Raw genomic sequence first — 16,298 nt, forward strand, 5'->3', positions numbered from 1 at the left:
CGTCAGGTCGGGGGACAAATGCCGGAGACCGCAATGCACAGGTATAACGTCAAGGACCGAACCGATCTCGTCCCTTTTCACGGCGCGACGGATACGCAAATTCGGATTGCCTGCAGTTTCGGACTGCTCAACGATTGGCACGCAGCGATTTCAGGGAACGCGCCTCTTGGTGATGTGATCGACGTTCTCACGCGCCTGCTTTCGGCCCGCAACATTTCTTTTTATCGCTACAAGGATGACCGGGCCATACACATCGCGGCATCCGCACGACAGGGTGAGGTATCTGGCCCGGAAAAGAGCATGGGCACCCTGACAAAATACCTGCGCGCCACCCGGACCGCGTCAATTGTGCCAGGAACGATCCTGACGCTGAGCGAGCTCAGACAGGAGGCGGGCTTTGCCCAAAGCGACGCAGCTGCCGAATGGGATGCGCGCAAGAATATCCTTGATGTCGCTCTTGTGGTTCTCGCAGATCAACCCGGTCAGCTGGATGTGTTCGAGATCATGTACGACGCCGTACCTGTCACCAGCCCGGAAGTGCCGGTAACGCTGCTTGCGATGGCGCTGGCCGAAGCATGGACCCTGCGCGCGCCGGGGCTGATTACCAGAATAATCCTGTCAAACACCCGGAGCCGTGCATCGGTGACACAGGCTGCCGCCTCCAGCATATTGAGCAGCAACAATCCCTGCGGTCTGAGCCGGGCGGAACAGCGGGTCTGCCAGTTGCTGGTGACCGGGAAAAAGGCAAAGGACATTGGTGAAACACTGCGCCTTTCTGTTCCCACGGTGCGGACACATCTGCGCAACATTTACTCCAAAACCCAGACCGGCGGTCAGGTCGATCTGATCGCGTTGGTGAACGATCCGCAGGGGCTTCTCGAATGACGGCGCTGGCGAATATGGAGATCCCGGTGGCCTGGCTGGTGGCGCCCTTGCTGATTGCGGTTATCCTTTACGATCTGCGACTGATGCGCATTCCCAACGTGCTGGTGGGATTGTTCCTGATCGTTGCACTCGTCAGCCTGCCGCTGACGGAACCCCTGTCTGAAATCCTGTGGCGGTTGCTGGCGGCGCTGGCCGTGTTCGGGGCGGGGCTGGCGCTGTTTGCTGCGCGGTTGATGGGCGGCGGTGACGTGAAACTGATGGCGGCGCTGACATTGCTGATCCCGACAGCGGCACTACCGGTCTTTGGATTGCTGTTTTCGGTTGGAATTGTGCTGGGCGTTCTGGGGCTGATGGTCATGCGGCGGCTGGCGGACAGGAACCAAACCCGCTGGCACAGCTTGCGTGAACACGGACGGTTTCCCCTGGGGTTGAGCATCGGTATGGCCGGTCTGGTTTTTGCAACCTTCGGGGAAAAGCTGACGCTGGCCTTCGGCGCCTGACCCTGGCTGCTTACCTCATTGATAAGGGGATCAAAGACAGCGAAACGAAAGCCGCTTCACCGGGAAAATCGGGTCAGGGTCGCCCTGGACACGAGAAGCATGGCAATGCCTGTGGCGAAAAAGTTCAGCCCGGTGAGAAAGCCGAGGACCCATCGGGCTGTCGAAGGCCATTGCAGCATGATGACGATGCCCAGAATGAAGGAACAGGCGCCGCTAGCCACGATCCATTGCCATTTTTCGAGCTGACCGCTCATCCTGAGCCCCAGCAGGACGGACAACACCCCCTCAAGGATAAAAACACCGACGAGGATCGCGGTGATGAAGGATGCGCCCCAGCCCGGAACCAGGACAAATAGCAATCCGGTGCCTGCAACCACTGCAAATCCGACAGCGACGATCCGCCATTCGGAAAAGGCCTTGAAAGACCGGGCGAACAGCAGACCGGCCAGCCCCCACAACAGCATCAGCCAGGCGATAAATTCCTCGACCAGCACCGTCGCGACGGAAGGCAGGACAATCGCCAGCGTCCCGAGAACGGCAAAAACCAGTCCGACGGCGCGGAACCGGTTTCGCATTCTCGCGATTTCAGATTTGTGCAGCGCTGAAATATCGGTCGCCATCTTTAGTGATCCTTGCTTTCCACTGGTTTCGGGATGGATAGCTGACCAGATACGACCGCGGTTCGCCTCCAGCTTTGTGCCAATCTTACTTTTTTGTCAGAAAGGCCCCGCAGTCTTGTTTATCTGCCCGACTGCCCCGATGATCGGGAGGTTGAACATGATCTGTCAGCCGAAATCGGTTGCGGCTGGGTAAGGGACCGCCATGAAGATATTGCTGGCAGAGGACGACGCCGAGATTGCGAAATTCGTGATTGCCGGGATGGAAGAAAACGGCCACAGCGTCGACCACGTGACCGATGGGCGCGATGCGCTGAGCTATCTTTTGTACAATGAATGCGACGTTGCCGTGCTGGACAGGATGATGCCGGGCATGGATGGCCTGTCCGCGCTCAAGGCAATGCGGGCAGCAGGAAAATCGCTGCCTGTGCTCATGTTGACCGCGCTTGGTGATGTCGACAGCCGGGTAGAGGGCTTGCAATCGGGAGCCGATGACTACCTCGCAAAACCGTTTCATTTCTCGGAACTGATGGCGCGGGTCATGTCGCTGACCCGGCGCAGAACCGATCATGCGGCCCAGACTGAACTTGTCGTCCATGACCTGACTCTCGATCTGCTGACCCGAACAGCCCGAAGGCAGGATCAGAACATTGAACTGCAGGCCAAGGAATTCGCCATGCTGGAAATCCTGATGCGCAATTCCGGTCGTGTGGTGACGCGCACGATGCTGCTTGAGAAGGTCTGGAACTTCAACTTCGATCCCAACACCAGCGTTGTGGAAACACATATGAGCAGGCTGCGGTCCAAGGTGGACAAACCTTTTGACACCGCGTTGATCCATACCATTCGCAATGCGGGATATTCGATGCATGGACCGCGGTAACATCTTCTCCGGCGGCGCGTTTCGCGTCACGGTCTATGCGACCTCGACACTTCTGACTGTCTTCGTACTGACCGGCATTGTCGGATACCGCTACCTGCAACAGGCGCAATACGAACACGCGCGGAACTGGGCACAACCGGTGATCGGGATGTTTCAGAACCTCTATGCAGAAGGTGGCGATGCCGCTGTTGCCGAACGAGTCCAGCATATGGCCGACTGGCAGGATCCGGCGAGCCGCTTGCTCAGCATATACCGCGAGTCCGGCGACGTCATTGGCGGTGCATTCAAGCTCAGGATCGCCCCGCAAAGCTGGCATGTCCGGTCCATCGTTCCCGAGGAGGACAGTGGTCAATCCAGTGAATATTATTTGCAGTCGGTCAAGATCGGCACGCATACCTTTGTCGTTGGCGAAGATCTGACACCGCTTGTCCGGATCGAGGCGATCTTCATCCGGACCTTGATGATCATCGGCAGTTTCCTCGCGGCCTGTTTTGTGGCTTTGGGGTATTTTGCCAGCAGGGCCACCCAGATAAAACTGGAGCACATGGGCAGGGCTTTGCGGCGGTTTGCCGATGGCGATACAGCGATACGCCTGCCCGTTACCACAGCCAACGATCAGATCGACAGGGTTGCACAGACCATGAATGGCCAGCTTGAGCGTGTGTCCACGCTTCTGTTCGAAACCCAGGCCAGTGCCACCTCCATCGCACATGATCTCAAACGCCCCCTGGGCCGCGCGGTGCTGAGCGTGGAGAGGGCATTTGATGCCGCGGAGAGGGGAGAGGCACCGCAGGCCGCCTTGGAAGACGTTCAGGCCGAATTGTCCAACCTCAACGCCGTGTTCGAAGCCATTCTGCGGATCTCACGCATTGATGCAGGCCATGGTGCGCGATTGCGCGATGACATCGATCTTGTTGCCCTCGTGAAAGACCTTGCAGAGACCTTCGAGGTGGTCGCCGAGGAAAGCGGCCAGTCGTTCAAGCTGGTCCTGCCCGAAGGGGACACCCTGTTTCAGCGGGGTGACCTGGGCATGCTGACCCAGATGTTGGCGAACCTGTTGCAGAACGCGGTCAATCACGGGCCGCCGGGCAATTGCATTTGTCTCGCCCTTCTGGACGACCCGGCGGGGCCGATCCTTGAGGTCAGCGACACGGGCCCCGGCATTCCCGAAGCGGATCGTGCCCGGATTTTTGACGCTTTCTATCGCGCCGAATTATCCCGCAGCACACCGGGCAACGGCCTGGGGCTGACATTGGTGAAAAGCGTGGCGGATCGCCATGGCGCGCGGATCACCTTATCTGACAACGCGCCCGGGCTGCGGCTTTCCGTTCAGTTTCCCCGGTCGGCGCGCTGATCCCGCCGGTGCGCCTGCAAGGCGTCAGTCAGGCGCGGTTGCCATCCGATCCTTCAATGCACCGGGGCATTTGCCGCGCCCGCCCTGGGCCTCTGCATGATCAGGATGACCGGCAATATCAAGAATGCAGCCCAGCCTGTCAGCGTAAAGGCGTCCTGAAAAGCCAGCATGCTGGCCTGCGCCATGACCTGTCCCGAAAGCTGCGCCGCGCCCATCTGGGAATTTACATCCAGTCCAAGGGGGGCAAGCCAGGACAGGACGTTGGGGTTGAAGGGCGTGATCCCCGCGCTCAGCGTGGCCCAATGTACCTGGGTTCGCGCCGCGACCTGCCAACCGATGATGGCGATCCCGATGGAAGATCCCAGCGACCGGGTCACGCCATAGATGCCGGATGCTTCGTCCTGCTTGTCGGGTCCGATGTTCTGGAATGCGAGCGTGGACATGGGCACAAAGAACAGGCCCATCCCGAGCCCGGCCACGACCCCCGGTGTCGCCAGATCCCAGAAGCCGGCGTTCAGGTTCACCGAACCCAGCATCAGGTTGCCGTATCCCGTCAGCACCAGCCCGGCTGCCACCAGAAGACGGGGGTCAAAGCGGTTGACCAGCACCGCCCCGGTGAAAACCATGGAGAACCCGGCCGCCAGCCCGCGCGGCATGAAGAGATAACCGGCATCAAGGACCGGATAGCCCAGCAACCCCTGCACGAACAGCGGCAGCACGGCAATGGTGCCGAACATCGCCACACCGAAGCCCATGATCGCCATGTTCGCCCCGGCAAAGCTGCGGTCCCTGAGCAGGGAAAAGTCGATGATGTTTGTCTTCAGGCCCCAGCCCCGAACAAAGAAGAATGCACCGGAAAACGCGGCGACAAAGGCACAGATCTGGATCAGCGGCGACGCGAACCAGTCGCGCGATTGCCCCTGATCCAGCATCAGTTGCAAGGCGCCGATGGCAAAGACCATCAACCCCAGCCCGATCCAGTCAATCCGGACGTGCCTGGTGTCTTCCTTTTTCAGCTCGCCTGACAACATCAGCAGCGCGAAGGCGGCAATCGGCAGGTTCACATAGAACACCGCACGCCAGGAGAAAGTCTCGGTCAGGATGGCTCCCAGCGTCGGGCCCAGGACCGGGGCGACCACCACGCCCAGGCCAAACAGCGCCATGGCCTGGCCGCGTTTCTCGCGCGGGAAGTTGTCGAACAGGATCGATTGCGACAACGGGATCAGGAAGGCGCCGAAAAGCCCCTGGCCCAGGCGGCAGAACACGATCATCTCGACGCTTTGCGACAGCCCGCAAAGACCGGAGAAGGTCATGAACCCCAGGATCGCCGTGGTGATCAGCCGCCTGCGGCCGAACATGCGCACGAAGAAGCCGGTCAGCGGCATGACCACGACAGAGGCCACGATATAGCTGGTAAGGATCCAGACAGTCTGGTCGTTGGTGATGCCGAATGCCGCCTTCATATGCGGCAGGGCGACGTTCACGATGGTGCTGTCCAGAACCTCCAGCACAGCAGTCAGGACCACCGCGAGGATGATCGGCCAGCGTGCCGCCTGCACAGGTGTAGAGATGTCCGCGGCGCTCATTGTCCGGCTTCGTCGGCAGAGGTATCGACAGTTGCGGTGACACTTGCACCGACCCGCAATTGAACCGCAGGATTCCCGGGCTTGCCCTCCAGCGATATGCGCACCGGGAACCGTTGGGTCACCTTGACCCAGTTCCCGGTCGCGTTTTCAGGCGGCAACAGGGAAAAGACCGCGCCGGATCCTGCGCCGATGCTCTCGATCTTACCGCTCAGCCTGGTGTCCGGATACATGTCGATGGAAATCGAAACCGGCTGACCGGGACGGATGCGCATGAGGTCCGTTTCCTTGAAGTTGCCATCGACCCACCAATGGCCATCCTCAACGATGGAAAACAGCGGCTGTCCGGCTGCCACCACCTGTCCCGGCCGAAGCGTGATATTCGCCACCCAGCCGTCGACAGGTGCCGTCACCGTTGCATGGTCCAGAGCGATCTGCGCTTGTGTCAGCTGCCCCAGGGCCGCGCGCACCACAGCATTTCTGTCACCCGGCTCACCGGCCTGCGAACGCGCTGCTGCAAGTGCCGATTGCGCTGCCTGAAGTGTCGCGGTGGCCTGATCCAGTGCGGTGGATGCCTGGTCTAGCGCGGCCTGTGATACATCGCCCTTTTCAAACAGGGTTTTCTGCCGGTCATGACTGGTCTGGGCTTCATCCCGTGCCGTCTGCGCGCCTGCCACACGCGCCTGGGCGCCGAGGACATCGGCACTGGTGGAGCCTGCATTGCGCCGCGCCTGGTCATAATTGGCCTGCGCTGTTTCAACCGCGGCCTGCAACTGCGCGGTGTCGAGTTTGAAGATCAGATCGCCTGCTCTGACATATTTGTTCTCGCCGGTGGAAACCTCGGTCACGCGCCCGGAAACCTGCGGTGCAATGGTCAGGATATTGGCCCGCAGATAGGCATCGTCGGTGCTGGGGTAGATCAGCCCGTTCTGGTACCGCCAATACAGGCCACCCCCGGCGATCACGGCGGCAATGGCAAGTCCGATCAGTTTGAAATTCTTCATGTGGCAGGCTTTCGGATGGATGTTGGCGGCGGCAGGGTTTGTCGGCCTGCCGCCGCGTGATCAAGTCAGCAACAGGTCATGCGGCTGCGCTCTGATCCTTGTGGATTTCGGCATGCGCCTTGTTGAAGGCGCGGCGCAGGTGGTCTTCGGCGCTGGTGTCGAGGTTGGTGCGCAGGATATGCCCGCCCTTCATCCCCAGCCGGGTGATCACCTTGTCGGAGGCTTCGGTGCGCATCATCATGAACAGCGCGGCCTGGCCCGGTTTGAGCACATGGGCGACGTCCTTCATGAAGTCATCGTTGAGCCCATAGTCGGTCAATGCGCCGGACAACGCCCCGGCCCCGGCACCCACAGCGAGACCCAGAAGCGGGTTGAAGAACAAAAACCCGATCAGGACGCCCCAGAATGCGCCGCCCGTGGCCCCGACCGTCCACATGTTCACCATTTGGTTGAGTTTGACATGGCCGTCACTGTCCGCCGTCGCGACAACGGCATCGGCCACATCGACGAGATATTCTTTCGACATGCCGAAAAGCTCTTTGCGCGCGGCTTCGGCCTGTTCAGGTGTTTCATACCCGATTACAACAAGTTCAGACATTTGATTTCCTTTCGGTTTTCCTGGGTTCCTGGTTGATGCCGGAGGTCGGCTTGCGATGCCGGCCCCGGGATGGGTGTTGACCGGTTCAGGTCATCGACCAGCCATGGCTGACGTTCAGCGACTGACCGGTCAGGGCGTTGGTTTCAAAGGCCGCGAACATCCAGGCAACCTCGGCCACATCCTCGACGGTGGTGAATTCGGTATCCACGGTCTCGCCCAGCATGACCTTGCTGACGACCTCCTCTTCGGAGATGCCAAGGTCTCTCGCCTGTTCGGGGATCTGCTTTTCCACCAGCGGTGTCTTGACGAAGCCGGGGCAGATCACGTTGGCGCGCACACCCTTGTCGCCGCCTTCCTTGGCAATCACCCGGGCGAGGCCGAGCAGGCCGTGCTTCGCGGTGACATAGGCCGACTTGAGCGCCGAGGCCTCCTTGGAATGGACCGAGCCCATGAAGATGATCGATCCGGACCCTTTCTTGTACATATGCGGGATGCAGGCCCTGGAGGTCAGGAAGGCGCCGTCGAGGTGGATCGACAGCAGCTTTTTCCATTCGTCGAAGGGAAAGTCCTGGATCGGGTGAACGATCTGGATGCCCGCGTTGGACACCAGCACATCCACCCCGCCCCATTCCTCGACGACCCTGGCCACGCCCGCGTTGACCTGTTTCTCATCGGTCACGTTCATTTCGACGGCCATCGCCTTGCCGGGGCCGGTCTTGGTAAGGTCATCGGCGGTCTTTTGCGCCGCATCCAGTTTCAGGTCGGCGATCACCACACGCGCGCCGTCGGCGATATATCGTTTCGCGATTTGCAGGCCGATGCCGCTGGCACCGCCGGTGATGATGCAGACTTTGTCCTTGAGGTTCATGATTTGAGTCCTTTCGGTTGCAAGTTGTTCAGTTGGCGGCCCAGGCCAGCGCCTCTGCGCGCCGGGTCAGGTCAAAGAATTTCACTTGGGCGGGCATGAAGGGGGCAAAGGCCCGTACCGTGCCCTTGATCCAGGCGTGATCGGTCACGAGGGCGATCTTTTCAAAATCGCACCAGTGTTCGAGCCCCAGCGCCGCGTCATCCAAAGCGGCATGGGCGGTGAAGCCTTCGAATTCGGGGCCGATTTCAAGGACCAGCCGCGCCTTGCCCTGTTCTGCGACCATCTTGTCCACGGCGGGGGTCAGGACGGTCTTGTAATCTGCGTCCTCGATCTTGCCGATGGCTTTGACAGCGATGAGGTTTTGAGATGTCGGTTGAATGTGCTCCAGCATGGGAAGCGCTCCTTTCTTGTTGATTGCGGGGATCAGGATTCGGTCAGGTAGTCGTGCACGACCTCGCCCAGCCCCAGTGTCAGATCGGCCACCAGATGCACCGCGCTGCCGACCTCAAGCACCGGCAGGTCGGCCACGGGGGCGAGTGCATGGGCGTGCAGGTCCAGTGCTGCGGGACCTTCCCATGCGCCTTTCAGCGTGATGTCGGTCATGTAGTAGCGGACCAGTTCGCAGATGCGTGGCGTGCAATCGACGTGGGGGATGATCTTGAGAAGGAAGCTGGGCGTGGTCAGGCTTTGCATCACCGCGTCATGGTCCAGCGCGTGATGCTTGTAACCCATGGTGCCGGTGGCCACCCGTACCGACCCCATGTCCAGCGTGCCCACCAGGGTTTCGCTTTCGACGCGCAGCGCGGGTTCGGCCAGCTTCTTGGGAAAGCCCCAGATCTCGCGGCCCCCAGCGATGGGCGCATCGTCATTCAGGTACATGCCGTGCACGTATCCGCCCTTTTCGCCCTTGTAGCTGACCGGGATCACCTGCCCGGATTCGGTGTAGTCGCCAAAGCCGGTTGAATCGGGCATCCGGATGAATTCGAACTTGACCAGCGGGTCGGTGATCTCAAGCGGCTCGGGCACCACGTCGCGCAGGGCGTCCATGTCGGTGCGGTAGGTGATGATCAGGAATTCACGGTTCACGAAACGGTAGGGACCGCGCGGATACGACGGGCTGGTCAGTGGCATGGAGAATGCCCGGGCGGTGACGTCGGAGATTTTCATTTCGATTTTCCTTTGCTGGTGGTTTCAGCTGCACCAAGGTCGAACACCTGCAAACCGTCCTGGCCGATCTTGCGTGCCTTCCAGGTCTTGTGATTCAGGGTGACCTCCACGTCCTCGTGGCCTTCGTTCCAGTGTTGCGTCATCGAAAGCCGGGAGAATTCGTAGTCCTTGGCACCGCCTTCAAAGCTCTGCTTGCGGTGGATCAGCTCGACCAGCGTGATCGGGCAGTCCGGCCCGGTTGCCTGCAATGTCTTCAGGTCCGGGTCGTCTTTCAGTTCCTTCGGGAGCCGCGCCGCAAGCCGGTTCGCCGCCATGCGCAGGTTGTGCAACTGACGATAGCGGTCCGTGGTCAGGCGGGTGCGGCTGGAATAGCGGATATCCTTCTCACGCTGGCCAACGTCCAACATGGTCGTCGGCACCGCGTCCCTTGCGCTGAACAGGTCGATCTGGAAAATCAGGGCCGGATCGCCGGACCCCAGATTATCCATGATGAATTGTAACGGGGTGTTCGAAACCAGGCCCCCGTCCCAGTAGAAGTGGCCGTCAATCTCTACAGGCGGGAAACCCGGTGGCAGGGCACCGCTTGCCATGATGTGCTCTGGCTTGATCTCCATCCTGGCGCTGTCAAAATATGCAAAGTTTGCTGTTTCGACGTCGACAGTTCCCACGCTCAGGCGCGGGCCTTTTGCATTGAGATAATCGAAGTCGACAAATTCGAGCAACGTTTCGCGCAATGGCGAGGTGTCATAGACGCTGATCGCCGGATGGGCGGAAATCGGAAAGAAAGCGGCGGGCCACCGTGGTTTGAAGAACCCCGGCACGCCGGTCGCCATGACATTCATCGCAGCGGCCTCGCCGTAGAACATGCGCGAAAACGGCGCTGCCAACATCGGTGCCGTGCTCAGCCGCGATGTCACCCTGTCCCAGAAACCGGTGAGGGCACCCAGACGGTCCTTGGGCGGATTCCCGCAGATCAGCGCGGCGTTGATCGCGCCGATCGAAATGCCGGCAACCCAGTCCGGGCCCAGCCCCGCCGCCGCAAGCGCCTCGTAGGCACCAGCCTGATAAGCGCCCAGCGCACCGCCGCCCTGCAAGACAAGAGCGATATTTTCCCTGATTTCAGACATCGTATTAGACCTCCGGTACCTCGCCAGATCGTTTCTGGCGTTCCGTGGCCTTACATATATGCAGGGCATGGCGCGCAGGAGTTGTGCGAAACTTACTTCTTTGTAAGGTTTGGATTTTCAGGGGTCTCGGGGTGCAAACGCCTGACCGAGGCGTTGATCAACTGGCGTCAGAAGACGATATCTGTCCGTTCCCTTTGGCTGGATCGCGGCGGCAACAAACAGCTGGGGCAAGCCACATCGGCAGCGTGCATGGCGTTCATCCTGCGATTCTCGGGTCTTTTGCCGCAGCAACAGCAATCAGGCTGATCGGATTCCTTTGGGGATCGGCCATCGGCCATGCTGCCGCCGTGCCCCGGGCGAAAACGGTGGCAAAGCGGCAGACCGCCCCTGCTTGAGCGATAAGCCGGAGTGCTACCAGAATGTTGTCTGAGGATTTGGTGCCCAGGAGAGGACTCGAACCTCCACACCGTTGCCAGTACTAGCACCTGAAGCTAGCGCGTCTACCATTCCGCCACCTGGGCAGGTCACGTGAGCGCTGCATGTAAGGGGGCAACGGGCGGGTGTCAATTGCATTCTGGCATGAAATTGAACTTTGCGGGGTTCTGCCGGGGGTGGCTGGTGATTGCGCCTTGTCCGAGGATGGGGGTATCGTTAAACCGGCTAAGTGAATTTGATCGCGCGAGGTGCTTTATCATGTCCAGGCTGGTTACGATCTACGGCGGTTCCGGGTTTATCGGGCGCTATATCGCGCGCCGCATGGCAAAGGCAGGCTGGCGCGTCCGCGTTGCTGTGCGCAATCCCAATGAGGCCATCTTTGTCCGTCCCTACGGTGTTGTCGGGCAGGTGGAGCCGGTCCTGTGCAACATTCGCGATGACGCCTCCGTGCGCGCCGCGATGCAGGGGGCCGAGGCGGTAGTGAACTGCGTGGGCATCCTTGTCGAAAAGGGCCGTAACAGGTTCGATCCCGTGCAGGCGGAAGGTGCCGCGCGGGTGGCTCGGCTTGCCGCCGAGGAAGGCGTCGCGCGGATGGTGCAGATTTCCGCCATTGGGGCGGATGCCGATGCGCCCAGCGACTATGCCGCCAGCAAGGGCGAAGGCGAAATGGCCGTGCAGAAGTACATGCCCGATGCGGTTATCCTGCGGCCGTCGATTGTTTTCGGGCCCGAGGATGACTTTTTCAACCGTTTCGCGGGCATGGCGCGAAACAGCCCGGTATTGCCCGTTGTCGGCCAGGACATTCGGTTTCAGCCGGTCTATGTCGACGATGTCGCACAGGCTGCCGTGTTGGGTGTGATGGGCAAGGCGGAGGGCGGCATCTACGAACTGGGCGGGCCCGAGGTCGATACCTTCAGGGGTCTGATGGGGCGGATGCTGGATGTGATCCACCGCCGCCGGCTGATTCTGAACCTGCCGAACTGGATCGCGCGGATCATGGCCGGGGGCTTTGACCTGCTGCAATCCATCACGCTGGGGCTGTTCACCAACCGGATGATCACCCGCGACCAGATCAGGAATCTTGCCAAGGACAATGTCGTGTCCGACGGCGCTAAAACCTTTGCCGATCTGGGGATCAAGCCGGTCTCCATGGCATCTGTCCTGCCTGACTACCTGTGGCGCTTCCGCCCGTCGGGCCAGTATGACGCGATCAAGGATTCCGCCCGCAATCTGCGCAACAGCTGATGGATATCACAATCGTTGCGGCCTTTCTGGGCCTGCTGGAAGGGTTGACGGAGTTCATTCCCGTGTCTTCGACCGGCCATCTGTTGCTTGCCGGGCATTTTCTGGGATTCGAGAGCGCCGGCAAGACCTTTGAGGTGGTGATACAGCTCGGGGCGGTATTGGCGATCCTGACGCTTTATGCGGCGCGCCTGTGGGCGGTATTTGCCGCCGCACCCAGTGATCCGGCGGCGCGGCGGTTCATCCTGTCGGTGCTGGTGGCCTTTCTGCCTGCCGTGGTGATTGGTGTGATTGCCCATGATTTCATCAAGACGGTGCTTTTCGAGACACCGATGCTGATCGCGGTCATGCTGGTTCTGGGGGGGATCGTGCTGCTGTTCGTGGACCGGATCGCGCCGGAACCCCGGCACGAGGATGCCATGGCCTTTCCCCTGTCGATGGCACTGAAAATCGGATTCATTCAATGTCTTGCCATGATTCCGGGCACTTCGCGGTCAGGGGCCACCATCGTGGGCGCGTTGATGTTGGGGGCCAGCAAGCGGGCAGCGGCAGAATTTTCGTTCTTCTTGTCGATGCCGACCATGGCCGGGGCCTTTGCCTATGACCTTTACAAGAATCGGGACGTGTTGGATGCTTCGGCCATGGGCGAGATCGCCGTTGGCTTTGTAATGGCGTTTATCGCGGCTGTGCTCGTGGTGCGCTGGCTGTTGGACTACGTGAGCAGGCATGGCTATGCGCTGTTCGGCTGGTGGCGAATCATTGTCGGGCTGGGTGCGATTGCTGCGTTGTGGGCGGGTTACTGACGGTTAGGTCCGGATCGGAACTAATTTGAGGTGATATTTGCCGGAAAATCGCGAGCAGGGCTCAGAAACTGATATATAGGTCAGCATATCTGACTTTATTTCCAATTTGTGCTAGGATAGAGGGAAGGTCTCGCAGTAATTCTGGAAGGGCATGATCATGGCAGAGCAGCCGATGCTGAAATTCGTGAATATCGAACGGGACATGCCCGAGAAACGTCCGCCCAATCTGCGCCGGACAGATTTCAACGAGATTTATGCAGAATACGCGGATGCCAAGGCCAAGGAGCAATCCAGCCGCTGCAGCCAATGCGGCGTGCCCTATTGCCAGTCTCATTGCCCCCTGCACAACAATATCCCGGACTGGCTGCGCCTGACCGCCGAGGGGCGGTTGCAGGAAGCTTATGAAGTCAGCCAGGCGACCAACACCTTTCCCGAAATCTGCGGCCGCATCTGCCCGCAGGACCGTCTGTGCGAAGGCAATTGCGTGATCGAGCAATCCGGCCATGGCACCGTCACCATCGGCTCGGTCGAGAAATACATCACGGACACCGCCTGGGAGGAAGGCTGGGTCCAGCCGATCAAACCGGGCAGGGAGCGCCCCGAGAGCGTGGGCATCATCGGCGCAGGCCCCGGCGGTCTGGCGGCGGCGGATGTGCTGCGCCGGGCCGGTGTGCAGGTGACGGTCTATGACCGTTATGACCGTGCAGGCGGGCTGCTGACCTATGGCATCCCCGGCTTCAAGCTGGAGAAGGACGTGGTGATGCGCCGCAACGATCAGCTGGCGCAGGGTGGGGTCAATTTCGAGCTGAACTGCAATGTCGGCGTGGACATCTCCTTTGCCGATATCCGGGACAGGCATGATGCCGTCATCATTGCCACCGGTGTCTACAAGACGCGGGAAATTCAGGCACCCGGTAGTGGCGTGCCCGGGCTGGAGCGGGCCATTGATTTCCTGACCGCCAGCAACCGCAAGAGCTTTGGCGATGCGGTGGAGGATTTCGACAGCGGGCGGCTGAATGCCTCCGGCAAGAAGGTCGTGGTGATCGGCGGCGGCGACACGGCGATGGATTGTGTGCGGACCTCGATCCGGCAGGGTGCGACCTCGGTCAAATGTCTTTATCGCCGGGACCGGGCCAACATGCCGGGCAGCCAGCGCGAAGTGGCCAATGCCGAGGAAGAGGGGGTCGTTTTCGAATGGCTCTCGGCGCCCAAGGGCTTTGTCGGCGATCCGGTGACCGGCGTGATGGTGCAGAAGATGCGCCTGGGCCAGCCCGACGCGACAGGCCGCCAGGCCCCCGAGCTGATCGAGGGTTCGGATTATGTCGAAGAGGCCGATCTGGTGATCATGGCGCTGGGGTTCGAGCCCGAAGACCTGCCAAGCCTCTGGGGCGAGGCCGATCTGCCGGTAAACCGCTGGGGGACGATCAAGGCGGATTACGTGTCCGGGCAGACCGCGCTCGACGGGGTCTATGCGGTGGGCGACATCGTGCGCGGCGCGAGTCTGGTTGTCTGGGCAATCAAGGACGGACGCGACTGTGCGGAGGCGATCCTGAAGCGGCTGGATCAGGGCGCGACCGCGGTCGCTGCGGAGTAGGAAAGCAGCAGGCACAACCTTTGCACCATCTGTGCTCAGGCGGTACACCGCTGCGGTGACATCGGAAACACGACAGGTCCGCAAATCAGACCTGTATGGGATCAGGGAGAATGACAATGCCGAGCGACGTGATCAGCGGTCAGTGCCTCTGTGGGGCGGTGAAGATCACCGTGACCAACCCGTCGGGTTGGGTCGGCGTCTGCCATTGTGCCATGTGCCAGCGGTGGAGCGGATCGGTCTTCGCCAGCTTCCCCGCCGCGCCCGATACGGTGACGGTCAGCGGACCGGTCAAGGTTCATGCATCGTCCCAGCTGGCGGAACGCGCCTTCTGCGGTACCTGCGGGTCACATCTGTGGATGCGCGACCGCGAAGAGACCGCCGAATACGATCTGATGCCGGGTCTTTTCGAGGCGGCAAAAGACTGGCCGCTGCGCAGCGAAATCTATTGCGACGAGGCCCCGGCGGCCTTTTCGCTGGAAGGCGATCACCGCAAGGCCACGGCAGAGCAGTATCGTGCAAAATATCCCCGCGCGCAGGAGGTGACCGACAATGTCTGAAATCAGCGGCCAATGCCTGTGCGGCGCGGTTCGTGTGACCGCGCGCACAGAAGACCCGATCCTGCGGGCCTGCCACTGCGACATGTGCCGCAGGCATACCTCCGGCGCGTTCTTTTCCATCGAAACACTGCCCGGCAGCGTTGAAGTGTCTGGTGACGCTTCGGTCTATCGGTCCTCCGAATGGGCGCAGCGCGGGTTCTGTAGCACCTGCGGGTCGACCCTTTGGTATGAGACTCTCCATGACGGGCGCCGCAACCTGGCGGCGGGCCTGTTTGCGGATGGCGGCGGCGCGCCGCTGAAGATGGAATTCTTTGCCGATATGTGTCCGCAGGGCTACCGGCTGGCGGGGGACCACAAGCGCCTGAGCACCGAGGAAACCATCGCGATGTTCAGCGGAGGCGATGCATGATGCGCGCCCTTGCCCTGATCCTGCTGGCCGGCCCGGCGGCTGCCGGTACATTCACCCCGCCGCAGGGCTGCACCGCGCATCTTACCGTGCAGACCCGCAGTTGCGTGGTGGAGCATCTGTGGACCTGTGCTGCCGATGCCCCCGGTCTGCAATGGCGTGGCGAGATCGACCAGCGCGGGTTGGTCTATGTCGGTCAGATCGACGCAGAGGCGCAATGGGTCCAGTCGTTCTTCCTGACCAGCGGGGAGCGGGAAAGCCTGATCACCCCGGCGACAGATCCGGCGAGCCTGAGTGGCCTGTTGCAAAGCGGGCTGGATACCTATGACTTCAGCCTCGACACGGCGGAGGGCCCGCACCGGGTGGTCGGGTTCGACCGCATTGCGGAGCGCAACGTCATGATTGATGGCGAGCGGCTGCACCGCACCGAATATTCCATCCGCAAGACAGATGCGGATGGCGCGATGATCTACGAGGCCGAAGGGTCGGAGTTCGTGTCGGAAACCCATGGCAGGTTCTTTTCCGGCACCGGCGATGTGACCCGCCCCGATACGACGTTTTCCTATGACAGCCGGCCTGTCGATTTTATCTATCCCGGTCAGAAAGGTTTTCTGTCCGATACCCCCCTTTTTGGCTGTGACGCGCTTGCGGCCAGCTTTGTGAGCGAATGAAAGG

18 protein-coding genes and 1 tRNA gene are annotated in these 16,298 nt (G+C 60.8%); 10 read left to right on the forward strand and 9 right to left on the reverse strand.

Annotated features, from left to right (window positions below; all coding sequences use genetic code 11):
- The first annotated feature begins 300 nt into the window (after positions 1-300).
- Positions 301-885: a helix-turn-helix transcriptional regulator gene (locus PVW51_RS03430; protein WP_274573619.1), complete on the forward strand. Its 585-nt coding sequence runs from the start codon at positions 301-303 to the stop codon at positions 883-885.
- The gene (locus PVW51_RS03435; RefSeq protein ID WP_274573620.1) at positions 882-1,385 is read left to right on the forward strand and encodes an A24 family peptidase; all 504 of its coding nucleotides are present in this window, start codon (positions 882-884) and stop codon (positions 1,383-1,385) included. The genes PVW51_RS03430 and PVW51_RS03435 overlap by 4 nt, the downstream gene beginning before the upstream one ends.
- A 56-nt stretch (positions 1,386-1,441) precedes the next feature.
- Here the strand turns inward: PVW51_RS03435 and PVW51_RS03440 are convergent, their stop codons facing one another.
- Positions 1,442-2,005: an HdeD family acid-resistance protein gene (locus PVW51_RS03440; protein WP_269362516.1), complete on the reverse strand. Its 564-nt coding sequence runs from the start codon at positions 2,003-2,005 to the stop codon at positions 1,442-1,444.
- Between the two features lie 202 nt (positions 2,006-2,207).
- Between PVW51_RS03440 and PVW51_RS03445 the strand changes: the two genes are divergently transcribed.
- Together PVW51_RS03445 and PVW51_RS03450 are read left to right on the forward strand one after the other, a co-directional pair.
- On the forward strand, positions 2,208-2,885 hold the full coding sequence (locus PVW51_RS03445) for a response regulator transcription factor (protein WP_269362517.1): 678 nt from the start codon (positions 2,208-2,210) through the stop codon (positions 2,883-2,885).
- A complete protein-coding gene (locus PVW51_RS03450) occupies positions 2,872-4,239 on the forward strand; it encodes a sensor histidine kinase (RefSeq protein ID WP_274573621.1) in 1,368 nt (455 codons plus the stop codon). Before PVW51_RS03445 ends, PVW51_RS03450 begins: the two co-directional genes overlap by 14 nt.
- A gap of 53 nt (positions 4,240-4,292) precedes the next feature.
- Here PVW51_RS03450 and PVW51_RS03455 read toward each other — a convergent pair whose 3' ends face one another.
- The 8 genes from PVW51_RS03455 to PVW51_RS03490 all read right to left on the reverse strand — a co-directional run bounded on the left by PVW51_RS03455 (position 4,293) and on the right by PVW51_RS03490 (position 11,107).
- Positions 4,293-5,825, reverse strand: coding sequence for a DHA2 family efflux MFS transporter permease subunit (locus PVW51_RS03455; protein ID WP_274573622.1), 1,533 nt, complete (start codon positions 5,823-5,825; stop codon positions 4,293-4,295).
- Complete coding sequence (locus PVW51_RS03460) at positions 5,822-6,826, reverse strand: HlyD family secretion protein (protein WP_274573623.1); 1,005 nt, start codon at positions 6,824-6,826, stop codon at positions 5,822-5,824. The genes PVW51_RS03455 and PVW51_RS03460 overlap by 4 nt, the downstream gene beginning before the upstream one ends.
- A 76-nt stretch (positions 6,827-6,902) precedes the next feature.
- Complete coding sequence (locus PVW51_RS03465) at positions 6,903-7,424, reverse strand: DUF1269 domain-containing protein (protein ID WP_269362526.1); 522 nt, start codon at positions 7,422-7,424, stop codon at positions 6,903-6,905.
- Between the two features lie 85 nt (positions 7,425-7,509).
- Entirely contained in the window at positions 7,510-8,292 is a 783-nt protein-coding gene (locus tag PVW51_RS03470) for a 3-hydroxybutyrate dehydrogenase (RefSeq protein ID WP_269362528.1), read from the reverse strand.
- 28 nt (positions 8,293-8,320) lie between these two features.
- The gene (locus PVW51_RS03475; protein WP_269362530.1) at positions 8,321-8,683 is read right to left on the reverse strand and encodes an STAS/SEC14 domain-containing protein; all 363 of its coding nucleotides are present in this window, start codon (positions 8,681-8,683) and stop codon (positions 8,321-8,323) included.
- Between the two features lie 32 nt (positions 8,684-8,715).
- Complete coding sequence (locus PVW51_RS03480) at positions 8,716-9,459, reverse strand: acetoacetate decarboxylase (protein ID WP_274573624.1); 744 nt, start codon at positions 9,457-9,459, stop codon at positions 8,716-8,718.
- Positions 9,456-10,586, reverse strand: a complete 1,131-nt coding sequence (locus PVW51_RS03485) for a patatin-like phospholipase family protein (RefSeq protein WP_274573625.1) — start codon at positions 10,584-10,586, stop codon at positions 9,456-9,458. The genes PVW51_RS03480 and PVW51_RS03485 overlap by 4 nt, the downstream gene beginning before the upstream one ends.
- Positions 10,587-11,021: 435 nt before the next feature.
- Positions 11,022-11,107: transfer RNA gene (locus tag PVW51_RS03490), tRNA-Leu, on the reverse strand.
- A 172-nt stretch (positions 11,108-11,279) separates the two neighbouring features.
- Between PVW51_RS03490 and PVW51_RS03495 the strand changes: the two genes are divergently transcribed.
- From PVW51_RS03495 to PVW51_RS03520, 6 genes are all read left to right on the forward strand, one after another.
- Positions 11,280-12,266: a complex I NDUFA9 subunit family protein gene (locus tag PVW51_RS03495; protein WP_269362541.1), complete on the forward strand. Its 987-nt coding sequence runs from the start codon at positions 11,280-11,282 to the stop codon at positions 12,264-12,266.
- Positions 12,266-13,066 (forward strand): undecaprenyl-diphosphate phosphatase, encoded by an 801-nt coding sequence (locus tag PVW51_RS03500; protein ID WP_274573626.1) that lies wholly within the window; start codon positions 12,266-12,268, stop codon positions 13,064-13,066. The genes PVW51_RS03495 and PVW51_RS03500 overlap by 1 nt, the downstream gene beginning before the upstream one ends.
- A gap of 157 nt (positions 13,067-13,223) precedes the next feature.
- Entirely contained in the window at positions 13,224-14,660 is a 1,437-nt protein-coding gene (locus PVW51_RS03505) for an NAD(P)-dependent oxidoreductase (protein ID WP_274573627.1), read from the forward strand.
- 110 nt (positions 14,661-14,770) lie between these two features.
- Entirely contained in the window at positions 14,771-15,217 is a 447-nt protein-coding gene (locus tag PVW51_RS03510) for a GFA family protein (protein WP_274573628.1), read from the forward strand.
- Positions 15,210-15,626 (forward strand): GFA family protein, encoded by a 417-nt coding sequence (locus PVW51_RS03515; protein WP_274573629.1) that lies wholly within the window; start codon positions 15,210-15,212, stop codon positions 15,624-15,626. The genes PVW51_RS03510 and PVW51_RS03515 overlap by 8 nt, the downstream gene beginning before the upstream one ends.
- A complete protein-coding gene (locus PVW51_RS03520) occupies positions 15,623-16,294 on the forward strand; it encodes a hypothetical protein (protein ID WP_274573630.1) in 672 nt (223 codons plus the stop codon). The genes PVW51_RS03515 and PVW51_RS03520 overlap by 4 nt, the downstream gene beginning before the upstream one ends.
- The last annotated feature ends 4 nt before the right edge of the window (positions 16,295-16,298 follow it).

Origin of the sequence: Sulfitobacter sp. PR48 (assembly GCF_028807335.1) — a bacterium.
Classification (GTDB): domain Bacteria; phylum Pseudomonadota; class Alphaproteobacteria; order Rhodobacterales; family Rhodobacteraceae; genus Sulfitobacter.

Excerpts from the sequence above, each read along its gene's own strand:
- PVW51_RS03430 (WP_274573619.1), top strand. The coding sequence starts at position 301 with ATGGGCACCCTGACAAAATACCTGCGCGCCACCCGGACCGCGTCAATT.
- PVW51_RS03435 (WP_274573620.1), top strand. The coding sequence starts at position 882 with ATGACGGCGCTGGCGAATATGGAGATCCCGGTGGCCTGGCTGGTGGCG.
- PVW51_RS03440 (WP_269362516.1), bottom strand. The coding sequence starts at position 2,005 with ATGGCGACCGATATTTCAGCGCTGCACAAATCTGAAATCGCGAGAATG.
- PVW51_RS03445 (WP_269362517.1), top strand. The coding sequence starts at position 2,208 with ATGAAGATATTGCTGGCAGAGGACGACGCCGAGATTGCGAAATTCGTG.
- PVW51_RS03450 (WP_274573621.1), top strand. The coding sequence starts at position 2,872 with ATGGACCGCGGTAACATCTTCTCCGGCGGCGCGTTTCGCGTCACGGTC.
- PVW51_RS03455 (WP_274573622.1), bottom strand. The coding sequence starts at position 5,825 with ATGAGCGCCGCGGACATCTCTACACCTGTGCAGGCGGCACGCTGGCCG.
- PVW51_RS03460 (WP_274573623.1), bottom strand. The coding sequence starts at position 6,826 with ATGAAGAATTTCAAACTGATCGGACTTGCCATTGCCGCCGTGATCGCC.
- PVW51_RS03465 (WP_269362526.1), bottom strand. The coding sequence starts at position 7,424 with ATGTCTGAACTTGTTGTAATCGGGTATGAAACACCTGAACAGGCCGAA.
- PVW51_RS03470 (WP_269362528.1), bottom strand. The coding sequence starts at position 8,292 with ATGAACCTCAAGGACAAAGTCTGCATCATCACCGGCGGTGCCAGCGGC.
- PVW51_RS03475 (WP_269362530.1), bottom strand. The coding sequence starts at position 8,683 with ATGCTGGAGCACATTCAACCGACATCTCAAAACCTCATCGCTGTCAAA.
- PVW51_RS03480 (WP_274573624.1), bottom strand. The coding sequence starts at position 9,459 with ATGAAAATCTCCGACGTCACCGCCCGGGCATTCTCCATGCCACTGACC.
- PVW51_RS03485 (WP_274573625.1), bottom strand. The coding sequence starts at position 10,586 with ATGTCTGAAATCAGGGAAAATATCGCTCTTGTCTTGCAGGGCGGCGGT.
- PVW51_RS03495 (WP_269362541.1), top strand. The coding sequence starts at position 11,280 with ATGTCCAGGCTGGTTACGATCTACGGCGGTTCCGGGTTTATCGGGCGC.
- PVW51_RS03500 (WP_274573626.1), top strand. The coding sequence starts at position 12,266 with ATGGATATCACAATCGTTGCGGCCTTTCTGGGCCTGCTGGAAGGGTTG.
- PVW51_RS03505 (WP_274573627.1), top strand. The coding sequence starts at position 13,224 with ATGGCAGAGCAGCCGATGCTGAAATTCGTGAATATCGAACGGGACATG.
- PVW51_RS03510 (WP_274573628.1), top strand. The coding sequence starts at position 14,771 with ATGACAATGCCGAGCGACGTGATCAGCGGTCAGTGCCTCTGTGGGGCG.
- PVW51_RS03515 (WP_274573629.1), top strand. The coding sequence starts at position 15,210 with ATGTCTGAAATCAGCGGCCAATGCCTGTGCGGCGCGGTTCGTGTGACC.
- PVW51_RS03520 (WP_274573630.1), top strand. The coding sequence starts at position 15,623 with ATGATGCGCGCCCTTGCCCTGATCCTGCTGGCCGGCCCGGCGGCTGCC.